We start from the raw sequence: 13397 nt of genomic DNA on the forward strand, positions 1-13397 counted from the left end.
GGTTCCCCGTCGATCGCGGGACAAGCCACGCTCCTACAGGTTTAGCACGACCACGAATGAGCAGCCCCGGCTGCTCTTTTGCTTTTTCGAGTACACATTTATGAAAGCTGCCGAAACCCGAATCCTGGAACTGCGCGCAGAGCTGGACCTGCACAACTACCGGTATCACGTCCTCGACGAGCCGAGCATTCCGGACGTCGAGTACGATCGCCTGTTCCACGAGTTGAAAGCGCTGGAAGCGGACAACCCGCATCTGGTCACCCCCGATTCGCCGACCCAGCGTGTCGGCAGCGCGGCACTGTCGGCGTTCACCCAGGTCAGGCATGAAATCCCCATGCTCAGCCTGGGCAACGCCTTCGAAGAAACCGACATGCGCGAGTTCGATCGACGGGTCAACGAAGGCCTCGATCTGCCCACCGGTGATCTATTCGGCAGCGCCGCCAAGGTCGAGTACAGCTGCGAGCCCAAGCTCGACGGTCTGGCGGTCAGCCTGCTGTATCAGAACGGTGCTCTGGTGCGCGGCGCCACTCGCGGCGATGGCACCACGGGCGAGGACATCAGCGTCAACGTGCGCACAGTGCGCAATATCCCGCTCAAGCTGCACGGCAAAGGCTGGCCGGAAACCCTCGAAGTGCGCGGCGAGGTGTTCATGTCCAAGGCCGGGTTCGAGCGTCTCAACGCCAGTCAACTGGAGATTGGCGGCAAGACCTTCGCCAACCCGCGCAACGCCGCGGCGGGCAGCTTGCGCCAGCTGGACTCGAAGATCACCGCCAATCGCCCGCTGGAATTCTGCTGTTACGGCATCGGTCAGGTGTCCCACGACATTGCCGACACCCACATCGGCAATCTCAAGCAACTCAAAGAGTGGGGCATGCCGATCAGCCGAGAGCTGAAGGTGGCCGAGGGCATCGAAGATTGCCTCAAGTATTACCACGATATCGGCGAGCGTCGGCTGTCCCTGCCGTATGAGATCGACGGCGTGGTGTTCAAGGTCAACAGCATTGCTTCCCAGCGCGAACTGGGATTTCGCGCACGTGAGCCTCGCTGGGCCATTGCACATAAATTCCCGGCCATGGAAGAACTCACCGAACTGCTCGATGTGGAATTCCAGGTCGGCCGCACCGGAGCCGTGACGCCGGTCGCGCGCCTCAAGCCGGTCAAGGTGGCCGGCGTCACTGTGGCCAACGCCACGCTGCACAACATGGACGAAGTCGCGCGCCTGGGCCTGATGATCGGTGACACCGTCATTATTCGTCGTGCAGGCGACGTGATCCCGCAGGTGGTGCAGGTCGTGCTGGAGCGGCGGCCCGACAACGCCCGCAAAGTCGAGATTCCGCAGACCTGCCCGGTGTGTGGCTCGCAGGTCGAGCGCACGCAGCTGATCAAGCGCAGCAAGGGCAAGGAAACGGTCAGCGAAGGCGCGGTTTACCGCTGCGTCGGTCGCCTGGCCTGCGGTGCGCAGCTCAAACAGGCGATCATCCATTACGTGTCCCGACGCGCGATGGACATCGAAGGCCTGGGCGACAAGACCATCGAGCAGTTGGTGGACGAAAAGCTGATTGGCTCGCCCGCTGACCTGTACAAGCTGGAATACGAGCAAATCATCGATCTGGAAGGCTTCGCCGAAATCTCCAGCAAGAAACTGCTCAAGGCCATCGACGACAGCAAGCAGCCGACGCTGGCGCGTTTCATCTATGCGCTGGGGATTCCCGATGTCGGCGAGGAAACCGCGAAAGTACTCGCACGCTCGCTGGGTTCGCTGGAGCGGGTGAAGGCCGCGCTGCCTGAAGTGCTGACGTACCTGCCAGACATCGGCCTGGAAGTGGCACACGAAATTCACAGCTTCTTCGAGGACGAACACAACCAGAACGTCATTGGCGCATTGCTTGGCGAATGCAACATGGTGTTGCAGGACACCGGCGATCTGGGCGCCGAGTTTGCGGCCAGCGCCACCTTGGGCGGCATGCTCGACAAACTCAACATTCCATCGGTCGGCCCCGGCGCCGCGCAAAAACTGGCGGACAAATTCACCACGCTGGAAGGCGTGGTCAAGGCTGACTGGCTGGACATGCGCCAGACCCTGCCGGAGAAACAGGCGCAATCGGTCAGAGCCTTCTTTGATATCAAGGCAAATGCCGACCGCGCGATCGCCATCGAGCAACAGCTCAAAGAATTCGGCATGCACTGGCAGAGCGAAAAGAAAGTCGTCGAAGGTTTGCCGCTGGCAGGGCAGACCTGGGTGCTGACCGGCTCGCTGGAGCTGATGAGTCGCGACGTCGCCAAGGACAAGCTCGAAAGCCTCGGCGCCAAGGTGTCCGGTTCTGTCTCGGCCAAGACCCACACCGTGGTCGCCGGGCCGGGCGCCGGCTCGAAGCTGACCAAGGCCAACGAACTGGGGCTCAAGGTGCTGGACGAAGAGGCGTTTGTTGCGTTTCTCAAGAAGCACAACGTTGCGGTGGAGTGAGCCGTTTGTTGTTGGGCGCGTAAGCACAGCGCTAATGCCGACCTCTTCCCCAGTAGGACCGGCTTCAGCCGGGAAGGCGGTCTCCCCCAGTAGGACCCGCTTCAGCCGGGAAGGCGGTCTGTCCCGGTAGAACCGGCTTCAGCCGGGAAGGCGCTTTAACTGGGGGAACGCCTTTCCGAGGCACCCACTGCCCATGCCCCTCGCGGACAAAATCCACGGAACCGCCGCAACCCCCGATGATCTAGTGCTTGCAGCCCACTCAGGAGATGGCCATGTTCCAGTTCTTCGAACAACTCAGCACCCGGATCGCGGCGCCATTTGCCGGTGAAAGCAAGCGCAACAACAAGGTCTGGCAGTGCCGTTGTGGGCAGTCGGTATTCTTCCGTAACAGCCAGTGCCTGGCGTGTTCGGCAGCACTGGGATATCTGCCGGAGCAGGGCAGGATCGCGGCCCTGGAGCCCGGGCCCGACCTCAACACCTGGCGTTTGAGCGACGAGCCTCAGGCCGGGCTGTATCGCCGCTGTGCGAATCTGGACACCCCCGCTGCGTGCAACTGGCTGTTTCCGGCGCTCAATGCCGGCGAATTCTGCGTGGCCTGTAGCCTCAACAAGACCATTCCCGACTTGTCCGTGCCGGAAAACCCGGAGCGCTGGCGCAAGATCGAGACCGCCAAGCGGCGCTTGGTGGCGCAGCTGATCACGCTGGGGCTGCAGGTCATCCCCAAGAGCGTGGACGAGCAGCGCGGTCTGGCGTTCGAATTCCTTGGCGTCGACCTGGAAGGCAATCTGCCGACCACCGGGCACGCCAACGGCCTGATCACCCTCAACGTTGAAGAAGCTGACGACGCTATTCGTGAGAAAGTTCGTGTCCAGATGCACGAACCTTACCGCACGCTCCTCGGGCATTTCCGCCACGAAGTCGGACACTACTACTGGGATCGCCTGATCGCTGACACCTATTGGCAGGACGGTTTCCGCAATCTGTTCGGCGATGACCGCGCCAGCTACGCCGATGCGCTGGATCATCACTATCAGCACGGCGCCCCGGCGGACTGGCAGCAGCACTACGTCAGCGCCTACGCCACCATGCATCCGTGGGAAGACTGGGCTGAAACCTGGGCGCATTACCTGCACATGATGGATGCCGTCGACACGGCGCTGAGCCTGGGCATGAGCGCCCGGGACATGGACCTCGATTACCAGCCGTTCGAACTGGAAACGCTTTACGACCCGCAGCATCCGGGCGGGCCCGCGTTCCTGGCGTTCGTCAACGCGTGGATCGAGCTTGCCGGCATGCTTAACGAGTTGTCGCGCGCCATGGGCCAGCCAGACTTTTATCCGTTTGTGCTGCCGCCCGCCGTGATCACCAAGCTGCATTTCATTCATCTGGTGATTCAAGGCGCAGGCGGCAAAGCGGACGAGGTGCTCCAGGTGCAATGAAGCACGCGGGTGCTCGATGCCCCGCAATCGCTGCAACTTTGCAGCGCCAGCTGTGTCAGCACCGCCGGTCTGCGAGCACCTGCAAGCGTCTGAATCTAGTGCTACTTTGCCTAACAATATCGTTTTGATACTACTGGCGCTGAGCAGTTGAACAGGGATTTCAGATATGGCCAATAGTGCTCCGATGCCTCTTAACGAGGCTTCGCGGCTGTCCCGCATCACTCACATGGGGCTTCTCGACTCGACCGCCGACGATGTGCTGGATCATATCGTCGACATGGTCGCGCTGGTGTTTGAGGTGCCCATCGCGCTGGTGTCCATCGTCAGCGAACACCAACAGTGGTTTCGCGCCGGCACCGGCCTCGAAGAGCGGGAAACCCCGCGCGAAATTTCCTTCTGTGCCTACTCCATCCTCGGACACGACGTGTTGCAGATTCCGGACGCAACACTGGATTCGCGTTTTCGCGACAACCCCATGGTCACCGGTGAGCCGCACATCCGTTTCTACGCCGGCGTGCCACTGGTGACGGCCGACGGGCTTGCGCTGGGCACGCTGTGCATTATCGATAACCGACCCCGCGCCGCGCTTGGCCCGCGCGAGGTGAAGATGCTGGAAATGTACGGTCAGCTGGTCATGAAGCGGCTGAACAATCTGCGCAAGGCCAGCTATGTCGATCAGCCCACCGGCCTGTTCAACCGGCGGCGGCTTGAGGAGGACATCGTTGCGCTGGCCGATCGGCATGAACACGCGCTGGTTGCCCTCGATATGGTCGATCCGGCGTTTCTGGACAGCATCGTCAAGGCGCTGGGATACAGCTTCGCGCAGGAACTGGTGCGCGGCATGATCGACAGCTGTCGCCGGCTGTTGCCCGAAGACACGGCGCTGTACAAGGTCAGTCCGACGCGGATTGCCTTGATCACCCGTCATACCGGGCCGGAGCAGGCTGAACAATTGTTCCGGCATCTGCTCAAGCATTTTCGCGAACCCTTGATCTGCCGCAACATCCCTATCCAGATGGACGTGGGCATCGGTGTATTGCCGTTGGGGCTGGATCGCTGTGATGAAAAGGACTGGATTCGACTGGTGGTCAGCGCCGCCGATGAGGCGCGCGGCAAGGCGACCGGATGGCGCTGGTACGAGCCGCATCTGGATTTCGCCCAACAGCGCGCCTTTCTGCTGCTCGCTTCTCTGGCCGATGCGGTGCGCAGCCCGGATCAGTTGTCTCTGGTGTTTCAGCCGCGTCTGGAGGTGTCGAGCGGGAGGGTCGTCACCGTCGAGGCGCTGCTGCGCTGGCAGCATCCCGTGCTGGGGCCGATCAGCCCGGCCGAGTTCATTCCGCTGGCGGAAAAGACTGCGCTGATCCGCTCGCTCAGCCTGTGGGTGCTGCGCCACGCTGTCGAACAGGCCGTGCGCTGGCAGGCGCAGGGTTATGCGTTCAAGGTGGCCATGAACGTGTCGGCCATCGATCTGGCGAACTCGCTGTTCAGCGATGCATTGTTCGAGCAGCTGGCCATCAGCGGACTGGACCCCGGTCGCTTCGAACTTGAGTTCACCGAAAGCGCGCTGTGTGAGAATCCGGACCTCACGCGTCTGCAACTCGAGCGTCTGCGGGCGCTGGACATCGACATTGCCATCGATGATTTCGGCACCGGCTACAGCAATTGGAGTTACCTGCGGCAGATACCCGCGACCACCGTCAAACTCGACAAGTCGCTGGTCGATCACCTCGACGTCAATGAGAAGGATCGTCGTCTGGTCGAGGCCATCGTCGATCTGGCCCGGCGGCTGGGCTACCGAGTGGTGGCCGAAGGCGCAGAAACCGAGGCCGTTTACGAAATCCTCTGTCAGCTGGGTTGCCACGAAGTCCAGGGTTATCTCATCGCCCGGCCGATGACGGTTGGCGGACTGGAACACTGGATGAACGGCGAGCGCACTCACAAAGTCAGGCAGTTGCGGGCGCTGGGAGGCTGACGGCCCTCAGCGCAGTTTCAACAGCATCAGCCTTTCGCGCCCCAGCGCGATGCCCGTCGGCGCAGGGACGTCCTGCCAGCCCGCGTTCAGATAGAGGCGGCGGGCGCCTTCATTGTCGGTTTCCACCGCCAACATCAGTCGCTCCACCTCCGGCCAGCCTTCGCGCACAACAGCCGGCAGCCTGACCAGGCATTCGCGGCCGAGTCCCAACCCTTGATGCCGATGATCGATCATCAGCGCGTGAAGGGTTGCGGTATTGCCACTGGCCCAAGGCGGCAGCAGCGTCCTGCGTTTGAGTAGGAAAAATCCTCGAGGGATGTCATCCACCAGTAGCGCGTAACCCTGAATGTCGCATGCCGGCCGTGCCGTCAACGAATGCAGGCCGCCATGGATGTCGCCGACGTAACTCACTTGCTGCCTCGGCAGTTCGATTTCCAGCAACCGGGCGTGCTGCGATGCCGACAACGCCTGGTATTTCATCAACGTGCTGTGCATGGGGCGTCCGGGACGGGCAGGGTTCAGGAAGAAGCTGCCACGCTGTGTACGAAGGTGGAAAATCAGGCACTGATTGTGCCGCATTTCTGCCTTGCGCCGCGCCTGCTGGCGTCATCGAAACGGGTTGGACCCGATAAAATTCTCAATCTGAAACAAGAGGTTGTAACTTCGCGCCAGACCGGTACAATGGCGCGGCTCGCCAACTGGCGAGTGTCGTTATGGTGACCCCATCGGTCCCCCCGCAACGATTACCCGTTAACCTGGTCAGGCCCGGAAGGGAGCAGCCACAGCGGGAACATTGTGTGCCGGGGTGTGGCTGGTGGGGTTGCCTCCATAACGAACCCCTCCTGCTTCAATCATCTTCGATCTTTACGTCACGCACGCCCCATGCGGCTTCTCGCGATCATTCGTCGTGTCCGACATTCAAGTGTCCTTTTCGGCCTCGACATGCGTCCTTCCCGCAGGCGTCAGGCAGGCGCCTAACACGCTGAGCAGCGCTTTGACTTTCGGCAGGCTTTGCCGGCTTTTCAGCCAGATGAGGTTGATCGGCAGGCTGTGCACCGCGAGTTCCGGAAGCACCTCGACCAGCGCGCCGCTCTGCAGGTGCTTGTCCACCAGCCACGTCGGCAACTGGGTGATGCCCAGGCCGGTCAGGGCGGCCATGAGTTGACCTTCGCCGTCGCCGATGGCAATTCGGCCGTGCATGACGTGGCGGTCGACGTTCCCTTGCTCGCCCGCCATCGACCACGCCGTGACGCTGCCATTCTCATGGCCGTAAAGCACGCAGGCGTGATCCGCCAGTTCGTGGGCCTGACGGGGCGTGCCATGCGCCGCGAGGTAGCCGGGCGATGCGCAAAATACCAGCCGCTGCGCGCCGAGAAACTTGTGCCCCAGCAATGCGGGCCAAGCGTCCGGCGCACCGATTCGGACGACGATGTCGATGCCCTGATCCACCAGATCGATGAAGCGGTCGGAGAAGGTGATGTGCGGCAACAGCAGTGGATGCTCTTGCAGGAAGTCGAGCATCAGCGGCAGTACGTGCAGGCGCCCGAACGAGGCGGGCAGGTCCAGCCGGACCTTGCCGTGGGGCTCGGCATTTTCGGTCTTCAACACCTGTTCGGCCTCTTCCAGACAACCCAGCACTTCGGAGCAGGTCCTGTAGTACTGCGCCCCGGCGTCGGTCAGCGACAACCGTCGCGTGGTGCGATTGAACAGGCGTGTGTCGAGCCGCTGTTCGAGTCGGGCGATGCTTTTGCTGATTGCCGAGTTGGTCAGTCCCAGGCGTTTGGCGGCGGCAGAAAAACTGCCCAGCATCGCGACGCTGACAAAGACGTCGATGCCCTTGAGGCTGTCGGAAGCGTTCATCGTGACCTCATTGGTGACCAGGATTCATATCACTTCGTAGTGAATGGCTTAAATGTTACCAAAATTCTCCAATAACCTATGGGCAATGTCTGGGCGACTCGATGAGTCGCTCGCCACCCACCTTGGAGATCACTCGATGATTGACCTGTTTGCCCCCTATTCGCTGAACGGCCTGAACCTCAACAACCGCTTCGTCATGGCGCCGATGACTCGCTCGCGCGCACCCGAAGACATCGCGACCGAGCAGATCGCGCTGCATTACACCCAGCGTGGCACCGCAGGCCTGATCGTGTCGGAAGGCACGCCGATTTCCCGCGAAGGGCAGGGCTATCTGTTCAACCCGGGCATTTTCACCCCCGAGCAGATCAAGGGCTGGAAGCTGACCACCGACTCGGTGCACAGCGTGGGCGGCAAAATGTTTGCTCAGCTTTGGCACGTGGGCCGTGTCTCTCACACCTCGATTCAGGAAGGCGGCAAAGCGCCGGTCAGTTCGACGAACAAGCCTGCTCAAGGCGCCATTGCGTTCGGTTATACGGACGATGGCGAGCCCGGTTTCGTACCGACTTCGGTGCCACGCGCCCTGGCGACCGATGAGGTGGGTCGGGTCGTCGAGGACTTCGCGCAAGCCGCGGAAAACGCCATTGCCGCCGGGTTCGACGGCGTTGAAATCCATGGCGCCAACGGCTATCTGATCGAGCAGTTCCTCAATCCGCGGGTGAACGATCGCAGCGACCGTTATTCGGCCGAGAACCTGCAGGATCGCCTGCGTTTCGTGTTCGAAGTGGTGGATGCAGTCTGCGCCAGAATCGGCGCCGACCGTGTCGGCATCCGCATCTCGCCTTACGGCCAGCTGTTCGATATGCCGCTCTATCCGCAGATAGATGAAACCTATGCAGCGCTTTGCGCGGGCATGGGCGAGCGTGGTATTGCCTACGTCCACGTGATGGACCAGACGCACTTCTTCCTCGCCAGCGAAGGCGCGCAGGCGCAGGAACAGGCGCTGCGTGACCTGCTCACGCAGTGCAAGGCGCAGTTAGCTGGCACGGCGCTGATTCTGGCCGGAGACATGACCCTTGAGCGCGCTCAGGATCTGGTCGACGCCGGGCTGATTGATCTGGCAGGCTTCGGCCAGCCCTTCATCGGCAACCCCGATCTGGTTGCCCGCCTGAAAAACGGCTGGCCGCTGGCAACCCCGAACCGCGACACCTACTACGGCGGCGGCGCCGAGGGTTACGTGGATTACCCGCCTTACGAATCGGCTTGAGGGTGACGTTGATCGCTTGAATACGCAGGCCTGCCGGCTGACCGGCAGGCCTGCGAGCGGGCAAATACCTGCCAGATCAAAGAAATCTGCCCCGTTTTTGGGTCAATACGATAGTCTTCGCACCATTGTCGAAATGGACACCTGGATTGGAAGGCTATAGATGGCGCCTGATGACTATCTCGTAATGAGCAGCGCAGAGTGGGCGGGGCTGCGCGCCAGCACGCCACTGACTTTGTCCGAAGAAGATCTGGCTGCATTGCGAGGCGTGAACGAAGATATTTCCCTTGAAGATGTCGCCAATATCTACCTCCCGCTGTCGCGACTGATCAACCTGCATGTCAGCGCGGCACGCAATCTGGCAAGCATCAAGGACACCTTTCTGGGCCGTCCTGCGAAAAAACAGACCTATGTCGTCGCCGTCGCCGGCAGCGTTGCCGTGGGCAAGAGCACGTTCGCGCGTGTGCTGCAGGCGTTGATGGCGCGCTGGCCCGATCACCCTCGGGTCGATCTGGTCACCACCGACGGATTTCTGCACCCCAACGCCAAGCTCGACGCCGAAGGCATCATGCACCGCAAGGGTTTTCCGGAAAGCTACGATCGCAAGCGCATGGTCAAGTTTCTCTCGGACCTCAAGGCCGGCGCCGCCGAGATCAGCGCGCCGGTCTACTCGCACATCAGCTACGACATCGTGCCGGACAAATTCCTGAAGGTGAGTCAGCCGGACATCCTCATTTTCGAAGGCCTGAACGTCCTGCAGACCGAGGGCAATGACGGGCAGAAACCAGGCAGCATCGTCTCGGACTTCTTCGATTTCTCCATTTACCTGGATGCCGACGAAGGTGACATCGAACGCTGGTACGTCGAGCGCTTCCTGATGCTGCAACGCACTGCATTCCGCGCTCGCGGGGCCTATTTCCGCGAGCTCGCCGACCTGCCGCCGGAAAAGTCCCCCGACGCCGCGCGCAAGATCTGGCGTGACATCAACCGTCCCAATCTGCTGGAAAACATCTTGCCGACCCGTGAGCGCGCAAGCCTTGTGGTACGTAAGGCGGCGGATCATTCGGTGAAGGAATTGTGGCTGCGCTAGCGGCAATCGACGATAAAACCGGAAGGGACCCGATGACCCGAGCGATCACATGGATGTTCGCGGCGCTACTGCTGAGTTTGAGTACGTACGCCATGGCGGACGGCAATAAGCTGCTGCTCGAATGTCAGGACGGCATCAACAGCATGAGTGGCGGCGCCGCGAAAAACCCGGTCGGCATCGGTCACTGCGTGGGCGTGCTGCAGGCGACCATGGACACGCTGGACCTGTTTCATGAAGCCGGTAATACACCCCGGCTGGTGTGCGTGCCCGAGGGCGGAATTCCCATGGTCCAGTCAATGCGGATCGTCGTGCAGTCGCTCGAAGAACACCCGCAGAGCCTGCATCTGAACGAATCAGTGCTGGTGGTCGCCGCGCTGAAAAACGCCTTTCCCTGTCGGTGATCCGGTTTGCGGCGGATTCGACTCGCCGCAACCGACCTGCTTTAGAGCGTCACCTGACCGGCGATGCACTTTTGCACCTCGCCGCTCACCCAGATCTGCTCACCGAGCTGCTCCACGTGGACTTGACCGCGGTGGCCCATCGCCGTGCCTTGGCGGGCGGTGTACTGCCGTGGCGCGAGACCGGCCGGAATCAGCCATTGGGCGATGCTGGCGTTGAGGCTGCCGGTCACCGGATCTTCGGCGCCCAGATCGCCCGTGAAAGCGCGGACTTCGAAATCGGCTTCGGCGTCCGGCCCGGTCCACGGCGCGACGAGGCCGACGTTCAGACCGCGCAGTGCGGCGTAGTCGGGACGTACGCCGAGCACGTCATCGCGGCTGGCGAGCATGACCGCGACCCAGCCCGGGCCGTTGTCTGCCCATTGGCTCCCGGTGACTTGCTCACGGCGTAATCCAAGGCCTGCAATGATGCGCTGCAACACGTCGTCTTCAACCGGACCACTGCGCAACAACGGCGGCGCGCACAGGGCCAGACGCGAACCGTCACGGCGGATGCGCACCAGCCCCGCGCCGCATTCCTGAACGACTTCCTCAGCCTGGGCGACGCCCCCGTTGTCCAGCCAAACGAAGCAGCTGCCCAAGGTGGGGTGCCCGGCAAATGGCAGTTCACGCGTAGTCGTGAAAATGCGCACGCGATAGTCCGCCTCCGGATGCGTCGGACGCAGCAGGAAGGTGGTTTCGCTGAGGTTGGTCCAGCGTGCGAAAGCGGCCATTTGCGCGTCAGTCAGATCATCGGCGGCGCTGACGACGGCCAGCGGGTTGCCTTGTGTCGGTGCGCTGGAGAACACATCGACCTGCTGGAATTTGAATGAGTGTGGCATGGACGCTCCGATGTCGGTTAGGGGAGCTGGCCACTCTAGGCAGGCATGAAAACGCTGTACATAGACAGATCCGGCCGGATTCTGCGAGCAACTGAATGGTGGTCACCGGGACAAACGGCCGAGGCACCGGCTGAGCAAACGGCCGGCATCGGCGGTGTCCGCAATCCGGCGCTCAGGCCAGATCGCGGATCGACCGGTCAGTTCGGGAAGTGCAGGGCGTTGGTCAGGTCGCCCATCGGTGCCTGGCCGCGTGCGGTCATCGCGTTGTCGCGTTCGACGATGCCATCGAGTTTTTCCAGGCCATGAACGCGGGTGATCAGGCGCAGGATCGAGGCCGTGTCGTAAATCGTGTGATCGACCGAGCCCTTGCGCGCGAACGGCGAAATGACGATGGCCGGAATCCGTGTGCCCGGGCCCCAGCGGTCGCCTTTGGGCGGCGCGACATGGTCCCACCAGCCGCCGTTCTCGTCGACGGTGACGACAATCACCATGTTGCTCCATTGAGGGCTGTTGCGCAGGGTCTTCACGGCGCGATCGATATGCCGGTCACCCGCTGCCACGTCGGCGTAACCGGCGTGCATGTTCAGATTGCCCTGCGGCTTGTAGAACGTCACCGCAGGCAGCTTCCCGGCTTCGGCGTCGGCGAGGAACCGGTTGGTGGCCGACTCATCGCCCAGGCCGCCGTCGCGCAGACGTTTCTTACGCTCGGCGGCGTTTTCCGGGCCCTGCTGCTTGAAGTAGTTGAACGGCTGATGGTGATACTGAAAGTTCGGGATTTTCGGGATGCCGGTCGAGTCCTTGTACTCGTCCAGCGTCAACTGCCAGGCGCCGGCGTACCAGGCCCAGTCGATGTTCTTCTTCGACAGCTTGTCGCCGATGTGGTCGTGGCTCTGCGGCACCAAAACGTTGGCCAGGTTGGGCTGGGAGTAATCGGGTTTTTCCTTGTCGCGCAGCCAGGTCGGCCAGTAGGGCGGGGCCATCGTGTTGACCGCGTAACCATCAGGCGTCAGGGCGCTGGGGCCGAACTGAGGAGGGCCGGACATGGCGCTGGCGGGGGATTTTTCCAGCGGCTTGAGGCGATAGTCCAGCGGGTCGCTGCTTTCCAGAACGGCGATCTGCGACTTGGCGGCCGAGCTCGCAGCGTCCGGATAAAACGGCACTTTTGCGCTGATCAGGTATTGGTGATTGAGAAACGAGCCGCCGAAGGCGCCCTGGAAGAAGTTGTCGCAGAGCACGAACTCTTTGGCCACATCCCACAGGCGCAAGGAGTATTGGCTCTGGCTGTAATAACCCAAGGGCAGGCCGCCGGAGTCGGCCCAGGCGACGAAGCCGTCGTTCTTGCCGCCATTGATCTGCATCTGGTTCTGATAAAACACATGCCACAGATCCCGCGTGACCAGGCCCAGCGGCAAGTCCTCCGCGTTCGGGCCTTTAAGTGCGTAAGGCGCGTTCGGCAGGTTTTCCTGATACTGCACGCCGGTCGGATAGGTCACGCCGTCGATGCTTTGCGGGCCGATCTGGCAGACACCGCCCCAGGCCGGCGGCAGCGTTTCCAGCAGCTTGCCGTCGCGATCGCGCTGCCGATAGTCATCGGCTTTCACCGCCGACAATGGTTTCTCGACGCCGGGGAAATTGGCGAACAGGTTATTGAAGCTGCGGTTCTCGCCGTAGATGACCACGATGGTCTTGACGTTGTCGGCCAGCGCCTTGTCCAGTTCAGCACCGCTTAAGGTGGTTTCAAGGGCGGCAGACTTGCCGTCGCTGCCGGCGTCGCTCGCGGCGACAACGCTGCTTAACGTCGCCCCGGCACCTAATACGGCCACGCCACCCAGAAAGCGACGACGGCTGGTGTCGATGGGGGAATCGGTGGACGTCGTGCTGGCGGACGGCGTGGCGGGGTCTTGGGGTTTGTCGCTCATCACGGCTCCTGCTCGCTGGATTCAAGGTGTAACTAATTATGTCGAGGGAGCCTAATCCCGCAATGTGACGTTATTGCTACAGCTTGAAGCGTCCGGTCTTGACGCCTCGCGCT

The 13397-nt window shown here is 61.8% G+C and carries 10 protein-coding genes and 1 other RNA gene; 7 read left to right on the forward strand and 4 right to left on the reverse strand.

The features are described from left to right. The first annotated feature begins 100 nt into the window (after positions 1-100). The 3 genes from ligA to QRN36_RS21485 all read left to right on the forward strand — a co-directional run bounded on the left by ligA (position 101) and on the right by QRN36_RS21485 (position 5875). A complete protein-coding gene (gene ligA, locus QRN36_RS21475) occupies positions 101-2464 on the forward strand; it encodes an NAD-dependent DNA ligase LigA (RefSeq protein ID WP_285425908.1) in 2364 nt (787 codons plus the stop codon). A 272-nt stretch (positions 2465-2736) separates the two neighbouring features. Beyond that, positions 2737-3903 carry a putative zinc-binding metallopeptidase gene (locus QRN36_RS21480; RefSeq protein WP_285425909.1) on the forward strand — a complete coding sequence of 389 codons (1167 nt, stop codon included), beginning with the start codon at positions 2737-2739 and terminating at the stop codon, positions 3901-3903. A gap of 166 nt (positions 3904-4069) precedes the next feature. Beyond that, positions 4070-5875, forward strand: a complete 1806-nt coding sequence (locus tag QRN36_RS21485) for a bifunctional diguanylate cyclase/phosphodiesterase (protein ID WP_285425910.1) — start codon at positions 4070-4072, stop codon at positions 5873-5875. Positions 5876-5881: 6 nt separating this feature from the next. Here QRN36_RS21485 and QRN36_RS21490 read toward each other — a convergent pair whose 3' ends face one another. Continuing rightward, positions 5882-6370: an N-acetyltransferase gene (locus tag QRN36_RS21490; protein WP_285425911.1), complete on the reverse strand. Its 489-nt coding sequence runs from the start codon at positions 6368-6370 to the stop codon at positions 5882-5884. A 228-nt stretch (positions 6371-6598) separates the two neighbouring features. Between QRN36_RS21490 and ffs the strand changes: the two genes are divergently transcribed. Then, positions 6599-6695: signal recognition particle sRNA small type (gene ffs / locus QRN36_RS21495), an RNA gene on the forward strand. A gap of 98 nt (positions 6696-6793) precedes the next feature. Here the strand turns inward: ffs and QRN36_RS21500 are convergent. Next, complete coding sequence (locus QRN36_RS21500; RefSeq protein WP_285425912.1) at positions 6794-7735, reverse strand: LysR family transcriptional regulator; 942 nt, start codon at positions 7733-7735, stop codon at positions 6794-6796. Between the two features lie 136 nt (positions 7736-7871). On the opposite strand from QRN36_RS21500, the gene QRN36_RS21505 reads away from it, so the two are divergent. The 3 genes from QRN36_RS21505 to QRN36_RS21515 all read left to right on the forward strand — a co-directional run bounded on the left by QRN36_RS21505 (position 7872) and on the right by QRN36_RS21515 (position 10487). Beyond that, entirely contained in the window at positions 7872-8999 is a 1128-nt protein-coding gene (locus QRN36_RS21505) for an alkene reductase (RefSeq protein ID WP_285425913.1), read from the forward strand. 160 nt (positions 9000-9159) lie between these two features. Next, entirely contained in the window at positions 9160-10086 is a 927-nt protein-coding gene (gene coaA / locus QRN36_RS21510) for a type I pantothenate kinase (protein ID WP_306470515.1), read from the forward strand. Positions 10087-10118: 32 nt separating this feature from the next. Further along, entirely contained in the window at positions 10119-10487 is a 369-nt protein-coding gene (locus QRN36_RS21515; RefSeq protein WP_285425915.1) for a Rap1a/Tai family immunity protein, read from the forward strand. Positions 10488-10528: 41 nt separating this feature from the next. On the opposite strand, the gene QRN36_RS21520 is transcribed toward QRN36_RS21515, so the two are convergent. Then, on the reverse strand, positions 10529-11365 hold the full coding sequence (locus QRN36_RS21520) for a PhzF family phenazine biosynthesis protein (protein ID WP_285425916.1): 837 nt from the start codon (positions 11363-11365) through the stop codon (positions 10529-10531). 197 nt (positions 11366-11562) lie between these two features. Continuing rightward, positions 11563-13284, reverse strand: a complete 1722-nt coding sequence (locus QRN36_RS21525; protein ID WP_285425917.1) for an acid phosphatase — start codon at positions 13282-13284, stop codon at positions 11563-11565. Positions 13285-13397 lie beyond the last annotated feature (113 nt).

Source organism: Pseudomonas sp. efr-133-TYG-103a, assembly GCF_030209235.1.
Lineage (GTDB): Bacteria > Pseudomonadota > Gammaproteobacteria > Pseudomonadales > Pseudomonadaceae > Aquipseudomonas.

Excerpts from the sequence above, each read along its gene's own strand:
- QRN36_RS21515 (WP_285425915.1), top strand. The coding sequence starts at position 10,119 with ATGACCCGAGCGATCACATGGATGTTCGCGGCGCTACTGCTGAGTTTG.
- QRN36_RS21525 (WP_285425917.1), bottom strand. The coding sequence starts at position 13,284 with ATGAGCGACAAACCCCAAGACCCCGCCACGCCGTCCGCCAGCACGACG.
- ligA (WP_285425908.1), top strand. The coding sequence starts at position 101 with ATGAAAGCTGCCGAAACCCGAATCCTGGAACTGCGCGCAGAGCTGGAC.
- QRN36_RS21520 (WP_285425916.1), bottom strand. The coding sequence starts at position 11,365 with ATGCCACACTCATTCAAATTCCAGCAGGTCGATGTGTTCTCCAGCGCA.
- QRN36_RS21480 (WP_285425909.1), top strand. The coding sequence starts at position 2,737 with ATGTTCCAGTTCTTCGAACAACTCAGCACCCGGATCGCGGCGCCATTT.
- QRN36_RS21490 (WP_285425911.1), bottom strand. The coding sequence starts at position 6,370 with ATGCACAGCACGTTGATGAAATACCAGGCGTTGTCGGCATCGCAGCAC.
- coaA (WP_306470515.1), top strand. The coding sequence starts at position 9,160 with ATGGCGCCTGATGACTATCTCGTAATGAGCAGCGCAGAGTGGGCGGGG.
- QRN36_RS21485 (WP_285425910.1), top strand. The coding sequence starts at position 4,070 with ATGGCCAATAGTGCTCCGATGCCTCTTAACGAGGCTTCGCGGCTGTCC.
- QRN36_RS21500 (WP_285425912.1), bottom strand. The coding sequence starts at position 7,735 with ATGAACGCTTCCGACAGCCTCAAGGGCATCGACGTCTTTGTCAGCGTC.
- QRN36_RS21505 (WP_285425913.1), top strand. The coding sequence starts at position 7,872 with ATGATTGACCTGTTTGCCCCCTATTCGCTGAACGGCCTGAACCTCAAC.